This is a genomic window from Pseudomonas sp. R25(2017), assembly GCF_002112565.1.
Classification (GTDB): domain Bacteria; phylum Pseudomonadota; class Gammaproteobacteria; order Pseudomonadales; family Pseudomonadaceae; genus Aquipseudomonas; species Aquipseudomonas ekonensis.
Genome location: NZ_NEHZ01000032.1, coordinates 15,810 through 30,536, shown reverse-complemented (window position 1 = coordinate 30,536; position 14,727 = coordinate 15,810). Strand labels below are relative to the sequence as shown.

The 14,727-nt window shown below is 63.5% G+C and carries 12 protein-coding genes; 7 read left to right on the top strand and 5 right to left on the bottom strand.

All coding sequences use genetic code 11. The annotated features are described in order from the left end of the window. Positions 1 to 354: 354 nt before the first annotated feature. Genes CAG31_RS27540 through CAG31_RS27530 form a run of 3 tightly spaced genes read right to left on the bottom strand, consistent with a single transcriptional unit; the run spans position 355 to position 2,610 of the window. On the bottom strand, positions 355 to 1,293 hold the full coding sequence (locus CAG31_RS27540) for a DUF4880 domain-containing protein (protein WP_085586902.1): 939 nt from the start codon (positions 1,291 to 1,293) through the stop codon (positions 355 to 357). Positions 1,294 to 1,345: 52 nt separating this feature from the next. Next, positions 1,346 to 1,891, bottom strand: a complete 546-nt coding sequence (locus CAG31_RS27535; RefSeq protein ID WP_085586901.1) for an RNA polymerase sigma factor — start codon at positions 1,889 to 1,891, stop codon at positions 1,346 to 1,348. Then, positions 1,888 to 2,610 (bottom strand): secretin and TonB N-terminal domain-containing protein, encoded by a 723-nt coding sequence (locus tag CAG31_RS27530; protein WP_085586900.1) that lies wholly within the window; start codon positions 2,608 to 2,610, stop codon positions 1,888 to 1,890. The genes CAG31_RS27535 and CAG31_RS27530 overlap by 4 nt, the downstream gene beginning before the upstream one ends. 149 nt (positions 2,611 to 2,759) lie before the next feature. Here CAG31_RS27530 and CAG31_RS27525 point away from each other — a divergent pair, with 149 nt between their 5' ends. After that, the gene (locus tag CAG31_RS27525; RefSeq protein WP_085586899.1) at positions 2,760 to 3,080 is read left to right on the top strand and encodes a hypothetical protein; all 321 of its coding nucleotides are present in this window, start codon (positions 2,760 to 2,762) and stop codon (positions 3,078 to 3,080) included. A 66-nt stretch (positions 3,081 to 3,146) separates the two neighbouring features. Here CAG31_RS27525 and CAG31_RS27520 read toward each other — a convergent pair whose 3' ends face one another. Next, positions 3,147 to 3,587, bottom strand: coding sequence for a carboxymuconolactone decarboxylase family protein (locus CAG31_RS27520; protein ID WP_085586898.1), 441 nt, complete (start codon positions 3,585 to 3,587; stop codon positions 3,147 to 3,149). A 318-nt stretch (positions 3,588 to 3,905) separates the two neighbouring features. Between CAG31_RS27520 and CAG31_RS27515 the strand changes: the two genes are divergently transcribed. The 4 genes from CAG31_RS27515 to CAG31_RS27500 all read left to right on the top strand — a co-directional run bounded on the left by CAG31_RS27515 (position 3,906) and on the right by CAG31_RS27500 (position 7,299). After that, positions 3,906 to 5,339, top strand: coding sequence for a PLP-dependent aminotransferase family protein (locus CAG31_RS27515; RefSeq protein WP_085586897.1), 1,434 nt, complete (start codon positions 3,906 to 3,908; stop codon positions 5,337 to 5,339). 122 nt (positions 5,340 to 5,461) lie between these two features. Further along, entirely contained in the window at positions 5,462 to 5,755 is a 294-nt protein-coding gene (locus tag CAG31_RS27510; protein WP_085586896.1) for a putative quinol monooxygenase, read from the top strand. 192 nt (positions 5,756 to 5,947) lie between these two features. Continuing rightward, the gene (locus tag CAG31_RS27505; protein WP_085586895.1) at positions 5,948 to 6,355 is read left to right on the top strand and encodes a cupin domain-containing protein; all 408 of its coding nucleotides are present in this window, start codon (positions 5,948 to 5,950) and stop codon (positions 6,353 to 6,355) included. A 230-nt stretch (positions 6,356 to 6,585) separates the two neighbouring features. Next, positions 6,586 to 7,299: an ATPase gene (locus CAG31_RS27500; protein ID WP_085586894.1), complete on the top strand. Its 714-nt coding sequence runs from the start codon at positions 6,586 to 6,588 to the stop codon at positions 7,297 to 7,299. 170 nt (positions 7,300 to 7,469) lie between these two features. Here CAG31_RS27500 and CAG31_RS27495 read toward each other — a convergent pair whose 3' ends face one another. Beyond that, the gene (locus CAG31_RS27495) at positions 7,470 to 12,362 is read right to left on the bottom strand and encodes an NAD-glutamate dehydrogenase (RefSeq protein ID WP_085586893.1); all 4,893 of its coding nucleotides are present in this window, start codon (positions 12,360 to 12,362) and stop codon (positions 7,470 to 7,472) included. 801 nt (positions 12,363 to 13,163) lie between these two features. On the opposite strand from CAG31_RS27495, the gene CAG31_RS27490 reads away from it, so the two are divergent. Next, a complete protein-coding gene (locus CAG31_RS27490; protein WP_085586892.1) occupies positions 13,164 to 13,916 on the top strand; it encodes a colicin-like pore-forming protein in 753 nt (250 codons plus the stop codon). Positions 13,917 to 13,991: 75 nt separating this feature from the next. Next, entirely contained in the window at positions 13,992 to 14,543 is a 552-nt protein-coding gene (locus tag CAG31_RS27485; protein ID WP_139831423.1) for a hypothetical protein, read from the top strand. Positions 14,544 to 14,727: the final 184 nt, after the last annotated feature.

The following is a 14,727-nucleotide window of genomic DNA, read 5'->3' as shown; positions in this document are numbered from 1 at the left end:
CAAACTGGCCCGGATCGTATTCGCCCTGCTCAAAGGACAAAGCGAATATGAACCGAAAGCAGGCTGAGGGCTTTGCCTCAACCATAGAATCTCCCACAGGGGATCCCGGCTGTCCGCAGGATCCCTGCACACCACAAAAACTTGTGGGAGCTGGCTTGCCAGCGATGAGGCCATCACAGCCGGCATCTCCGGTGCCTGACCCACCGCCATCGCTGGCAAGCCAGCTCCCACAGGTAGCCCGAGTGTTTGCAGGATCCAGGTACACCACAAAAACCTGTGGGAGCTGCGGTGCGACGACTCGACTTGCCAGCGATGAGGCCGGCACTGCTGGCATCTAAACCGCCAGCCCTGCCATCAGCTGAAAACGACGACCCCGCCCGGCAGTTCGGTGCATTTGACGCCATAGGCGTCGCGGATCAGCAAGGCGACGCCGGCCAGTTGGTCAAGGCTGAAGCGGGCCTGCACCCGGCGCTGGCCCAGTTCGCGGTTGAGCAGCACCAGCATGCCGGGGCGGTAGCGGTTGATCTCGTCGATCATCTGGCTCAGGGTCGCGCCGTTGAACACCAGCACCTGGTGCCGCCAGTTCATCACCGCGGCGGTGTCGACGCTCTGCACGCTGCCCACCTGCTGCGCGTCCCAGGTCAGTTGCTGGCCCGGCTCCAGGCGCACGCTGCGGCCTTGCAGGTCCACCTCCAGCGCACCGTCGAGACACGTCACGCACACCTGCCGGTCGAGGTTGCGCAGGTTGAACCGTGCCTGACTGGTCCGCAGCCAGCCGCTGTCGGCCTGCACCGCCAACGGCCGGCGCGCGGTCTGCACCTCGACTTCGCCGCTGAGCAGTTCGAAGCCTTGCACGCCGCCTTCCACGGCGCGCTGGTTGATGCGGGTCTGAGTGTTGAGCTCCAGGCTCAGGCCGTCGGCCGGTTCGAAGCGGCGCTGCTCGCCGACCTCGGTGATGTAGTCGGCCCCAAGGCCCGAGAAACCGCCGGGCACCGTGCCGCGCACCAGCAGGAACGCCGCCGACGCCGCAATGGCGCCGCCCAGGAACGCCCGTCGGCCGAAGCGCCGGGGAGCCCGCAGGCCCTCGGCCGCCGGTTGCAGCAGGTGCCACAGGGCCTTGCAGTCCTCGAAGGCGCGGGCGTGTTCGGGGCTTTGCGCGCACCACTGGCGCAGGGCCCGGGCATCGGCGACCGTGGCCCGGCCCGAGGTCAGCAGGATCAGCCAGTCGCGGGCTTCGCTCTGCAGACGTTCACAGGCCTTGGGCGCGGCAGGTGTCAGACGGTGGATGTTCAAACGCACAGTTACTCGACGGGTTGATCGGGACGCCCGGATCGGCGCTCTACTTTCAAGACGGTTTTCCGGCCCCGCGACCGAACCGCTGAAACACTTTTCTTTCCAGTTTCGCCGCGCAGTGCCCCAGCGCAGCCTTGATTTCCTTCTCGACCATGCGCGTGGAGATGCCGAAGCGCTGGGAAATCTCCAGGTGCGGCGCCTCTTCCAGACGGGCGGCGATGAAGATCCGCCGGCGCCGCGCCGGCAGCTCATACAGGGCGCTGAGCAGCGACTGGATCTCCTTCTGCCCGCCCACCACCCGCGCCGGGTCGAGGGCTTCGTCGCTGATCTGCAGCAGTTCCTCGACCTCGCTGCCAGTGAGCAGCCGGGCGTCGGCCTGGCGGCGGTCGGCGGCGATGTTCAGCGCCATGCGGTAGAGGTAGGCGTTGGGCCGCAGGAGATCCGGCGGAGGCTCCATGCGGTCAACCCGCAGGTAGGTCTCGTGCAGCACGTCGTTGGCCAGGTCCTCGGAGCCGAGACGACGGCGCAGGCGCACCCGAAAGTCGTCGTAGGACGTCAGGAACAGCTGGAGCATCGAACCTTGTCCGGCGTCTTTCATCCCCCGGAAACTCCTTCCCATCTGGTGCAGTCCATGCGTTTCCCTGTGTTTTTCTTGTCCATGGTTTCCGGCAACAGCAGCAGCGTCACCGGCTGACGCAAAGCCCCGGGCGTCGGGCGCTCGATGCTCAAGCGTTGAAAACTGTCCACCAGCGCCGCGTCCCGCCGGCCATCGCCGGTGGAGGTCAGCAGCCGATGGTGCTGCACCACCCCGTCGCGGCCGATCCACAACTGCAGCACCGCGCGGTAACTGCCCGGACGGGTGAGCGGCGAACGGCACAGCGTGCGTTCGATGGCCGCCTGCACCGCCGTCGCATAGCTGCGGTTGACCGCGCTGGGCGCCGCCGTTGCGTGCTGGGCCGGCCCTTGCGTCTCTTCGACCTGCGCCACCTGCAAGGTGAACGCATCGGCGCGGGCGTACTTGGCCATCAGGCCGCTGCCGCCGAGCATGCGGCGCAAGGCGTCGGCCGCGGTGAACTCACCGTCCACCGCCGACGAACGCCGGCCCCGGCTCAACTGGCTGTCGACCAGCACCGCCATGCCCGTGGCCCGACTGAACCGGTCCAGGGCCGACGCCAGATCCTGGGCCGGGATGTGCAGCGTCATGCGCAACGGTTCGGCCTTCGCCCCCAGCGCCAAGAGGCCCAGCAACAGGCCCAGACAGGCCTGGCGCAAAGGCGCTGAACGCACAAAACCGCCCTTGGCATGGCCTCGCTGCACGGCTGACGCACCCCTGAAAACCGTCATCCTGAGGGCTGTTTATGAATCTGGTGTGACGGACGGTGCAAAAAAACCATCACGGGATCGCCGGCGGCCTTGCAGTAGACTCAAGCACCAGAGCGGCCCGTCGGGCCGGCCAGGAGGCCTGCATGAAATCACTGAGCAACATCGTTCTGGGCGGCGCGGTGCTGATCGCCTGCGCCATGGCGCACGCCGAACAGCCGACGGGGTGCATCGACGTAACGGTCGGCGGCTACAAGGCGCCGAACTACGATTGCCTGAGCCAGCAGATGGGCAACAACCCCGAAGGCGCCAAGGCGGCGCAAAAGAACCGCGAGGCGATGAACGTGCCCGTCGACAAGCGACCGCCGAACCAGGTGGGCCTGGCGACGCCGGCCGCCACCGCCACGCGGATGGGCAACGCCTTCGGCCATTCGGTCAAGCCGCAGCGGCCGCCGGCCGGTCAATGAGCCCAGAGCCCGAGGCGAGGGCGCTGGCTCGCGCGTGCGTGCGCAGCAGCCCTGCGCGCGCTCGGATCACTCGCTGGGCTCCTGGCGGAAACTCACCGCCAGCCGGTTCCAACTGCTGATGGTGCTGATGGCCATGGTCAGATCCACCAGCTCGCCTTCCGCGAACTGCTCCCGCGCTTCCTGGAAGACAGCATCCGTGACCTTGCCTTCGGACAGCAGCGTCACCGCTTCGGTCCAGGCCAGCGCCGCCCGCTCGCGCAGGCTGAAAAAGCCGCTGTCGCGCCACACCGCTACCGCGTACAGGCGCCGCTCGCTCTCCCCGGCCCGTCGGGCCTCCACCGAGTGCAGGTCGGTGCAGAACGCACAGCCGTTGAGCTGCGAGGCGCGGATCTTGATCAGGTGCAGCAGCGGCGGCTCGATGCTCAGGCTGCCGGTCAGTGCCTCCAGGGCGATCATCGCTTTCATCGCCTTGGGCGAGGCGCTGTAGTAATCCAGGCGCGGGGACATGGGCGGGTCTCGGGCAGCAGAAGAGTGATTTCACGGTAAGCGCTGGTGCGCCAGGGTTACAGCCCCAATTCCACGGAAAACTGGCAGACCACTGAACCCGGGCACACACTGACTCTGTGGGAGCTGGCTTGCCAGCGATGGCGGTATACCTGCTGACACTGATGCTGGATCCGAAGGCCCCATCGCTGGCAAGCCAGCTCCCACAGGGTTCTGCACCAATTTCGGGGATTTGCGATACGCAACTTCTGCCCCGCGTGCATTCGGAAGTAATCTGGCGGGCGCACAATCCGCCTCATTCGCCCCAGGAGCCCCGTCGGTATGGAACTTCATGTCGTGATCAACGGCCGCAAGGATCTGGCCGGCCAGTTGTACCAGCAACTGCGCGGCGCCATCGAGTCCGGGCGGCTGGCCGCCGGCACCCAGTTGCCCCCCAGCCGCCTGCTGGCCGAGCAGTTGGGGATTTCGCGCAAGACCATCTCCGACACCTATGCGCAGCTGACCTACGAAAACTTCCTCACCGGCGTGATCGGCAAAGGCACCTACGTCAACGCCCGTCCCGCCGCCGTGCAGCGCAAGCAAAGCGCTGCGGAACTGGCCGGCGCCGAGGTCGTCGAGCGATGGCGCAATCTGCCGGTGTTCCTGCGCCACCCGACGCTGGAAGGCTCGCTGCGCTACGACTTCATCGGCGGCGCCACCGGCAAGGGCCAGTTTCCCCAGGACGACTGGCGCCGTTGCGTCGCCCACGCCATGCGGCAGATGGCGACCTCCAAGGGCTTCTACAGCCTGCCCGAAGGCTTGCCGGCGCTGCGCAACGCGATTGCCCGGCACATTGCGTTTTCCCGTGGGGTGAATTGCCAGGACGAAGACGTGGTGGTGTGCAACGGCGCCCAGCAGGCGCTCGACCTCATCGCCCGGGTGCTGCTGCAGCCCGGCAGCGTCGTGGCGATGGAAGACCCCGGCTATCCGCCCGCCCGTCTGCTGTTCGGCACCCACGGCGCCACGGTGGTCGGCGTGCCGGTGGATGCCGAGGGCATTCAGGTCGAGCACATTCCCGACGGCACCCGGCTGATCTACGTGACGCCGTCGCACCAGTTTCCGCTGGGCATGCCCATGAGCCAGGCCCGCCGCGAGGCGCTGCTGGAGCGCGCCCACGCACTGGGCGCCATCGTCATCGAGGACGACTACGACAGCGAATTCCGCTACGAAGGCCGGCCCACGGATTCGCTGCACAACCTCGACCGGCGCGGCCTCGTCGCCTATGTCGGCACCTTCTCCAAGACCCTGCTGCCGGAGCTGCGGATCGGCTATGCGATCCTGCCGCCGGCGATTCTTGAGGCGGTGATCCGCGCCAAGCAGCTCACCGACCTGCACGCCTCCACCCTGCCGCAATGGGCCCTGGCCAAGTTCATCGCCGAAGGCTGCCTGCTCAAGCACATCCGCCGCTGCCACACCGTCTACGCCCAGCGCCGGGAACGGATCCTGACGCGCATGGCCACCGACCTGTCGCCGTGGCTGGAGGCGGTGCCGCCCAGCGCCGGGTTCCACATGGCGGTGTTCTGCAAGGTGCCGCTGGACCTGCCGCTGATCATCGAGCTGGCGAAAAAGGTCGAGGTCGGGCTGTACGCGATCAACGGCTTCTACTATCAGCAAGCGCCCCGCGACGGCCTGTACTTCGGCTTCGGCGCCATCGAGACCCTGGACATCGACATCGCCCTGGATCGCCTGCGCGATCTCTTGCAGCAAGTGGCCTGAGGGATTGGTCTAACCGATTAACCGCCGATTGGTTATTGGTGATCCCGGGAGGCAGGCCTATCCTGCACAGGCCTTATCCCTCAATGGGCGGATGCGTCCGAACCGGTACAGGAGAGCGAGCCATGTCCAACCCCGTGATCAATACCGTCCAGGTGCAGGCCGCCGCCGGCCGCTCGGAAGAGCTGGGCAGGCAGTTGCAGAAGATCGTCGAGACCCTGCGTGAAACGCCCGGCTGCGACTCCTACATGGTCGACCGCTGCCCCGAGGACAGCCAGCGCTGGACGGTCAGTGCCCACTGGCAATCGGAAGCGGCCATGCAGGCGCACTTCAACCGCCCCGAGGCACAGGGCTTCATCGACCTGATCGACAGCCGGCTGGCCAACAGCGTGGACTTCAATTCCTTTCCCATCGTCTAGTCCTGCAGGGTCGCCACGGGTCTGTCTCTCTGCGGGATCGATTCGGCGAAACGCCCTCGCCACAGGGGCACGTGCCCGACAGGTTTCAGGGGCGGCGATTGGTCTCCCGATCTTCCCGAACATTGGCCGTTTGATCGAACCGCCGCGCGAACTACTGTGATCACCGACACCCACATTCCACAGGTGATGCCCATGAAAGCCCTGCACGTGTTTACCGCCCTCGCCCTGCTCGCCGCCGGCCCGGCCTTTGCCCATGGCACGGACGAACCTTCCGAGAAGGTCACCGTCCTGCAGGATCAGATGCTCAAGAACGCCCCCGGCAAGAAAGCCCTGATGATCGAAGTCGACTACAAACCCGGTCAGTCGTCCATCGCCCACCGGCACGAGGGCACCGCGATGGCCTACGTGCTGGAAGGCGAGATCGTGTCCCAGGTCAAGGGCGAACAACCGGTCACCTACAAGAAGGGCCAGTACTGGTACGAACCGGCCGGCTCCGAACACCTGGTGTCGAAAAACGCCAGCAAGTCCAAGCCGGCGAAGTTGCTGGTGTTCATGGTATTGGCCCCGGACGAGAAAGTGCTGATCCCCCTGGAAAACTGATCGCTGTTGCGCCAGCCATAAATAAAAAGGCTCAAATCGTCGATTTGAGCCTTTTTATTTCCCGGGGCAATTAATCATGGGCGTTTAAAGCGAACAAGACTATTGGTCACCCGGTAACTTCGCCGATTGGTCGTTTCAACTTTCCGGTGCGGGTTTAGTCTGGTTCAACTGCCGTTCAGTGCGGCAACTTTAAACTCTTCGAACCGAAGTTGTTTCACGGGAGAACCACCATGAAACTTGCGTTTGCCGCAACGTTGTCGATCTCGGTACTGGCCCTCTCCGCCTGCTCGGTGCCCACCGCGCCGCCCTCGGCATCCTCGCTCGACACGCTGTTCACCCACCCCGTGGGCCGCAGCGGCGCCACCCGGGTGCCCAGCGGCGCCGACGTGTCCCTCGGCATCGTCTACAGCCCGGGCACCCAGACCAACCGCCAATACCTGCGCGACTACCAGGCCAACGCCGGCACCGGCTTCGGCCAGAGCCTGCTGGTGCAGCCGATCCACGACGCCTACGTCGCCACTTCGAAACCGGACATGGCCGTGGACTGGATGACCGCTTCGCTCAAACGCCGCTTCGGCTCGGTGACCGTCTACCCGGACATGCAGAGCCTGCGGGCGGCCAAGCCCGACGTGACGGCGATCATCGAGACCCGCAGCCAACTGATCACCTCGCGCAGCTCCGACATCCGTACCGACGCCAGCGCGGACTTCTACGATGCGCAGTTCAACTACATCGGCACGGCCAAAGGCACCGATGCCAAGGCCTTGAGTCCGTTGTGGGCCGACTACAAGCGCACCGACGACATCGTGGCGGATATCCATGAACAGCAGGACGTTCAAGTGCGGGCGTTGCAGAAGTTCGACCGGTCGCTCAGCGACTTGTTGGGCGGTGCGGCGGACAGTGTGTCGATGCTGGATACCCGGCAGGCTCAAAAGTTGTACTGATTTCGGTGGCCTCATCGCCAGCAGGCTGGCTCCCACAGGGATTCGCCTGCAACGCAAAACCCATGTGGGAGCCAGCCTGCTGGCGATGTGGCCCGATCAGGCGACACAAACCGCAGGCATGAAAAAGCCCCGCCTCTTGCGAGAGCGGGGCTTTTTCATTCAGCTACGGCTCAGGCCGGTTCCAGCTCGGCGTTGCGGGCCGAGGCGGCCGGTGCGACCGTCTGGCCGCTCAGCGCCACGTCCAGCAGTTCGCGGTTGGCCACCGCGTACATGGCGTAGTCGGTGCCGCTGGCGGCACGGATTTCCACCAGCATGGCGCGCCAGCGCTCGATCATCGCGTCGTGCTGTTCCATCCACAGCGCCAGGCGGGTTTCCACCTCCTGGGAGCCGTCGCCCTGTTGCAGGACGGAGATGGTGATCGCACGCTGCTGCCAGTCGACGTCGTCGCGGAACGCCTCGCGGGCCAGGGCCTGCCAGTTGTTCTCGACCGGCAAGGCGCTGATCTGCTGCATGTACCAGGTGATGTCCAGCGCGCTGCCCACGGCGAAGTAGGCCTTGGCCACGTCCGCCGGGTTCTGGCCGGTCACGTCGGAAGCCTCGATGATCGGCAGCAGGGTGTACAGGTGCGAGGTTCCCGCCACCATGCGCGCCAGCAGCTCCGGCACACCGGCCTCGACGTAGGCCTGGTAACGGGCCTGCCAGGTCTCGCGGATCTCGCCGCTGAGCAGTTCGTCGAGCTTGAGGCCCAACTCCTTCAGGTGCGGACCGAAATGCGCGACGTCACGGGCAGCGTTCTGCTCGTTGCGGCGGGCACGCAGGAACCAGCGGGTGGCGCGGCGCCCCAGGCGCATCAGCTCGTCCATCAGCTCCAGCTGCACTTCGGCAGGCACCTGGTAGTCCAGCGCTTCGATCTGACGGAACCAGTGCGGGAGGTGGAAGATGTCACGCACGATCACGTAGGCGCCTGCCACGTTCGCCGGGCTCATGCCGGTGGACTCCTTGAGCCGCTGAACGAAGGTGATGCCCATATGGTTGACCAGGTCGTTGGCGATCTGGGTGCTGACGATCTCGCGCTTCAGGCGGTGACGGCGCATGGCTTCGGAGAACTTGCTGACCAGGGTCGGCGGGAACGCCGTTTCCATGTCGCGGGTCAGGTAGTCGTCATCCGGAACCAGCGAGTTGAGCAGCTGCTCCTTGAGGTCGATCTTGCTGTAGGAGATCAGCACCGACAGTTCCGGACGGGTCAGGCCATGGCCTTCGGCCACGCGCTCGGCCAGTTGCTCTTCGGTCGGCAGGAACTCGATGGCGCGGTCCAGCTTGCCGCGGCCTTCCAGGTCGCCCATCAGGCGCTTGTACTCGGCGATCCGCGCGTAGGCACGGCGGGCCGCCAGGGACAGGGCCTGGGTCTGCTTGTAGTTGTTGCCCAGCACCAGGCCGCCGACTTCGTCGGTCATGCTCGCCAACAACTGGTTGCGTTGCTTGTCGGTCATGTCGCCGGCCTGAACCACTTCGTTCAGCAGGATCTTGATGTTCACTTCGTGGTCGGAGCAGTCCACACCACCGGCGTTGTCGATGAAGTCGGTGTTGGAGCCGCCGCCGTTGAGGCCGAACTCGACACGGCCCAGTTGGGTCATGCCCAGGTTGCCGCCCTCGCCCACCACTTTGCAGCGCAGTTCGTTGCCGTTCACGCGCAGCGCATCGTTGGCCTTGTCGCCGACGTCGGCGTGGCTTTCGGTGCTGGCCTTGACGTAGGTGCCGATGCCGCCGTTCCACAGCAGATCCACCGGCGCCTTGAGCAAGGCGTTCAGCAGTTCGGTCGGGGTCAGCTTGTCGGCCTGGATGTCGAAGCGCTCTTTCATCTGCGGCGAGATGGCGATGCTCTTCGCGCTGCGCGAGAAGATGCCGCCGCCTTCGGACATGATGCTGGTGTCGTAGTCGGACCAGGCCGAACGCGGCAGGTCGAACATGCGCTGACGCTCGACGAAGCTGGTGGCAGGGTTCGGGTTCGGATCGATGAAGATGTGCATGTGGTTGAACGCGGCAACCAGCTGCAGCTTGTCGGACATCAACAGGCCGTTGCCGAACACGTCGCCGGCCATGTCGCCGATGCCGACCACGGTGACGCTGTCTTCCTGGACATTGATGCCGCGCTCGCGGAAGTGGCGCTGCACGCCGACCCACGCGCCCTTGGCGGTGATGCCCATCTTCTTGTGGTCGTAACCGGCCGAACCGCCGGAAGCGAACGCGTCGCCCAGCCAGAAGCCGTAGTCGATGGCGATGCCGTTGGCGATGTCGGAGAAGGTCGCGGTGCCTTTGTCCGCCGCCACCACCAGGTACGGGTCATCGTCGTCATGGCGCACGACGTTGGCCGGCGGCACCAGTTTGCCGTCCTTCAGGTTGTCGGTGATGTCCAACAGGCCCGAGATGAAGATGCGGTAGCAGGCGATGCCCTCGGCCGCGATCTCGTCACGGCTGCCGCCCAGCGGCAGGCGACGCGGCAGGAAGCCGCCCTTGGCGCCCACCGGCACGATGACCGAGTTCTTCACTTGCTGGGCTTTCACAAGGCCCAGGACTTCGGTGCGGAAGTCTTCTTCACGGTCGGACCAGCGCAGGCCGCCACGCGCGACGTTGCCGAAGCGCAGGTGCACGCCTTCGACGCGCGGCGAGTAGACGAAGATTTCGAACTTCGGCACCGGCTTCGGCAGTTCAGGGATCAAGTGCGGGTTGAACTTGAAGCTGAAGTACGACTTGTTCTGGCCGTTGGCGTCGGTCTGGTAGAAGTTGGTGCGCAGGGTCGCTTTGATCAGGTCCAGGTAACGACGCAGGATGCGGTCTTCGTTGAGGACTTGAACGTCGTCCAGCGCGGTCAGGATCGCTTGCTCCAGACGCAGTTGCTTGTCGTCCAGATCATCGCTGCCCAGTTTGCGCGCCAGGTAGAAGCGGGTCTTGAACAACCGGGTCAGTTCGCGGGCGATGTCGGTGTGGTTGTTCAGGGTGCTGGCGATGTAGCCCAGGTCGAAGCCCAGACGGATCTGCTTCAGGTAGCGGGCGTAGGCACGCAGCAGCGCGACGTCGCGCCACGGCAGGCCGGCGGTCAGCACCAGGCGGTTGAACGCATCGTTTTCGGCGTCGCCGCGCACGATGTGGACGAACGCGTCCTGCAGGGTGTCATTGAGCTGCTGGATGTCCAGGTCCATGCCTTCGGCCGCGGTGAACGCGAAGTCGTGGATCCAGAACTCGCGGCCGTTGTTGTGGCGCAGGCGGTATGGGAACTCGCCCAGCACGCGCAGACCGAGGTTTTCCAGGATCGGCAGGACGTCGGACAGCGCCAGCGGGGTATCGGCGTGATACAGCTTGCAGTGCAGCTCGCGCGGGCCCGAGGCCAGCGGCTGGTAGAAGCTCATGGCCAGCGGCTTCTTCTCGCTCAGGTTGAGCAGGTGCTGCATGTCGACCACGGCCGAATGCGCCGCGAAACGCTCGCGGTAGCCGGCCGGGAAGCCTTTCGGGAAGTCCGCCAGCACGTTGGTGCCGTTGGCTTCGCCGAAGGTCTCGACCGTCAGCGCGGCATAGTCGTCCTGCCAGCTGCGGCAGGCCTGGATGACTTCGTTCTCCAGTTGCAGCGGGTCGATGTCGATGCGGTTTTTCGGGTCGACGCGCAGGATCAGCTGCACGCGGGCCAGCACGGACTCGGAGAAGAACGTCCAGAACTCGCAGTCGGTGGCCTTCAGGCGCTCCATCAGCACGTGCTGGATCTTCTGGCGCACTTCGGTGGAATAGATGTCACGCGGCACGTAGGCCAGGCAGTAGCAGAAGCGGCCGTACGGATCCTTGCGCAGGAACACGCGGATCTTGTTGCGCTCCTGGATCTGCACGATCGACATCACGGTGCTGAACAGCTCGTCGACCGGGGTCTGGAACAGGTCGTCGCGCGGCAGCACTTCCAGCACCTGCGCCAGTTCCTTGCCCAGGTGGGCCTTGGACTGGAAGCCGGAGCGGCGCTCGATCTCCTCGACCTTGCGGCGGATGTACGGGATGGTGCGCACGCTTTCGCCGTACACCGAGGAGGTGTACAGGCCCATGAAGCGGCATTCCTTGATGACGTTGCCGTCGGCGTCGATCTCGCGGATCGACACGTAGTCCGGGTAGGCCGGACGGTGCACGCGGCTCGGGTGCGCGGCCTTGGCGAAGGTCAGCAGCTTGGGTTCGCGCAGGTAGTTGACGGCGTAGTCTTCGATGCGCAGGTCGTCATAGGTCATGCCGGTGCGCAGCAGCTTGGTCAGGCCCAGGAACGAGGCCGGGTCGTACTCGATGTGGCCGCCGTCGGCCTGGTCGGTGACCACGAACTCTTCGTAGCCGAGGAAGGTGAAGTGGTTGCCCACCAGCCATTCCAGGAAACTCTTGATCTCGGTCTTCTCGTCGCCGTCGACGGCAAATGCGCTGGTGTCGAGCTTGGTGAGGATCTCCTGCACCTTGGCCTTCATCGGCTCGAAATCGGCGACCGCGACGCGGACCTCGCCCAGGACCTGTTCCAGTTCCTTGGTCAGCACATTCAGCTCGGCCGCGTTGGCGCAGCGGTCGATTTCCAGGTACATCAGCGACTCGTGCTGCACGCCTTCGCCGGTGGTGCCCTTTGGAAGGATCTCCAGCAGCTCGCCCTTGTCGCCGCGACGCACGCTCAGCACGGTGGTCTGCAGGGTGTGGATGCTGTAGCCGCGGCGGTTCAGCTCGGTGCGCACCGAGTCCACCAGGAACGGCAGGTCGTGGTGCAGCACTTCGACCGCGGTGTGGGTCGACTGCCAGCCGTGACGTTCGTAATCGGGGTTGTAGACGCGAACCTGCGGTTGCGCGTGGTCGAAGCGCTCAAGCAGGCGCCATGCGGAAAGCGTACAGCCAGCGAGGTCGGAGAGGCGACGCTGGGTCAGCTCGTCCAGGGAAATGATGCCGAAGAATTGTTCAGAGAACAGCGCCACTTGTGGCAGTGCCTGTTCACTGATGTGCTGCGCCAGTGCCGCTTGCAGTTGGTGCTGGAAGTCGGCTTTGCTGGCTGCGGTGAAGAACGCCATCTGTGGTACTCCGCTTGGGCTTGTTATTGATGGAAAGCGTCACATGCTGCATGGCCCCCTATCGGGCCGTTCCGTCTCCCTGTTCCTGATTCTCGGGCAGAGGAAACAGGGTGACAGGTGGGTGAAGCTGGACGAGACACTCAGGTCACATTCACCTTCCATTGGATGGGCATCTGCAAAAACGACTGCCGGGCGCCGGGCGCGGGCCGTCGGCAATGCCTTTACGGGTGCCCATCCGTTGCGCAGCTTAATGGCTGCGACAATGTGCCTGCTTGCAGCGCTGCGACATATTCGGTCATCGGCACGTAAACGGCGGCCTGCGCACCGGACAACACTAGCAGGGGATGGGCGGCCCGGCCTGTCCGGCGTCATTTTTTGCCGCACGCCCGTGCCAAAAATGACTGCGCCGGCGAAATTCGTTTCCATGGGCGCTTCGTCCGGTTTTGGCCTGAATTCCCGCGCCCTCCCTACCCGACCGATACTTGAAAAAACCGATAAGAAACAATTTGTTAGTTGCAGATTATTCGGTCGCACAAATCTCAAAGAATTGCCCTACGTCATTAACAGAACACTTTCCTACAAGCCGGTTTGTTGGAAACAAAGGGCAATGTTATCAATGGAAAACCGGCAACCCATTTGTAAACAAACACGAAGCACGTCTTCGCGACGCACTTCGCTTGCCCGAAGGATCGGGCGTTCACCGCACAAGGAACAGGCACATGCCACAACTGGAAATACCCGGAATCATCACTTACGCCGACGGGACGTGGGAAATCATCAACTTGAACCCGGACAAGATCCGTGGCGACATCCGCAAGAACTACCCGCTGGGCAATCCGATGCCGCCAGGCCGTAGCCCTGGCGCAGCAACAGGCGGCAGAGGCCGCACGCCGCGCGGAGGAAGCCCAGCGCCAGGCAGAGGAACACGCGAGGCAAGTGGCGGCGGAGCAGGCCCGGATCGCAGCCGAAGAACAGGCCAGGCAGATCGACGACTACAAGCGCGCCGTGGCCTTCGTCGCCGAAGCGAACACCTACATCCTGGAAAAATACGGCGAGAAGCTGCATCAGGTGGTGCTGGACCTGCAGAAGGACATCTCCGGCAAGAAGATCCGCAGCTACGGCGAGGCCATGCAGACGTTCGAAAAGGTGCGCAACAACCCCCATGCCAGGCTCAGCCCGCAGGACACCCGCGCCGTTGTCGATGCCCTGAATGCGCTGGACAAAGCGACCTACGTGGACAACGTCAACCGGTTGGCCAAAGGGCTTGGCGTGACCGGCAAAATCGTGCAGGCACATTCGGTGATCGAGAAGACGGTCATTGGTTTTCGGGATGGGGATTGGAAGCCGTTGTTGCTGGAGTTTGAGAGCATCGCCGCCGGAGCAGGAGCTGGCGCTTTGGCAGCCCTGCTGGTCTCCCCTCTTCTTGCCATGGTGGGAGTTCCGTCGGGCGCCGCGATCGTCGCCATCGGTATATTAGTGGCTGCCATTGCCCTCTATCTGGATGCGGAAACCATGGAAAACCTAAACAACTGGGTGTTCAACAAGCTGACATAAGCACCTCCAAAGCACGGGTTCAAACACGGCTGGCCCAACTCAGGCCAGCCATCTAACGTTTTCAAGAGGTCTGCCATGCAAAAAAATGAAAGGCCGACAATGTCATTGGCTTTCCTTTTGGCAATCACGATGCCGATGCTGCTTGTCAACTTGATAGTCCCGCTCATAGGCGAGCCGCAACATACTGCCCTCGATCATTTCCTCGATGCCTACCTGGTCGACGACATCGGCTTCTGGTCTTCAAAGCTGCCACTGAGCTCAAAAATCACCACGAATTACATCGCACTGACGGGGCCAATAGCCGGCGCGATCCTTTTGTTCAGAAACTGCAAAAGGATTGACACAATAAAGAAAGACCTGCAGCGCAATTCAGCCATAAAAATAATGGCCACGGCCTTTGCATTCCTACTCCTCTGCCTATTTTTCGCACACCAGGCTTATTTCAATTCCGTCGACCTGGCGATCCGAAACGAGAAGCTCAGGATCGCAGGACAAAACTTTCTGTTCTACACGCTATTTTCATCATCGATACTGCTATACATAGCATTCACTCCGGCGTGCATATTCCTGTTCATGGTCTGTTTCTATTATCGAATCATTGAACCGCTGGCAAAAAAGGTGATGTAAGGGGTATTACTCATGCCTTGGCGATGATCTCTTCGGCACCCCTTTTTTGTTTGTTCCTTCTCTGTACTCCATCCCACGATTCAAGATCGAACGTTGGCTGAGCAAGAGGCAAAAAAATTGAAGATGTAGCAGCAGATTCCTCTTCGGACTGGCAGAATCACACTTTTTCTCCGCCCCATCGCGT

Coding starts and splice junctions, on each gene's coding strand:
- CAG31_RS27535 (WP_085586901.1), bottom strand. CDS start 1,891: ATGAAAGACGCCGGACAAGGTTCGATGCTCCAGCTGTTCCTGACGTCC.
- CAG31_RS27525 (WP_085586899.1), top strand. CDS start 2,760: ATGAAATCACTGAGCAACATCGTTCTGGGCGGCGCGGTGCTGATCGCC.
- CAG31_RS27520 (WP_085586898.1), bottom strand. CDS start 3,587: ATGTCCCCGCGCCTGGATTACTACAGCGCCTCGCCCAAGGCGATGAAA.
- CAG31_RS27515 (WP_085586897.1), top strand. CDS start 3,906: ATGGAACTTCATGTCGTGATCAACGGCCGCAAGGATCTGGCCGGCCAG.
- CAG31_RS27510 (WP_085586896.1), top strand. CDS start 5,462: ATGTCCAACCCCGTGATCAATACCGTCCAGGTGCAGGCCGCCGCCGGC.
- CAG31_RS27505 (WP_085586895.1), top strand. CDS start 5,948: ATGAAAGCCCTGCACGTGTTTACCGCCCTCGCCCTGCTCGCCGCCGGC.
- CAG31_RS27500 (WP_085586894.1), top strand. CDS start 6,586: ATGAAACTTGCGTTTGCCGCAACGTTGTCGATCTCGGTACTGGCCCTC.
- CAG31_RS27495 (WP_085586893.1), bottom strand. CDS start 12,362: ATGGCGTTCTTCACCGCAGCCAGCAAAGCCGACTTCCAGCACCAACTG.
- CAG31_RS27485 (WP_139831423.1), top strand. CDS start 13,992: ATGCAAAAAAATGAAAGGCCGACAATGTCATTGGCTTTCCTTTTGGCA.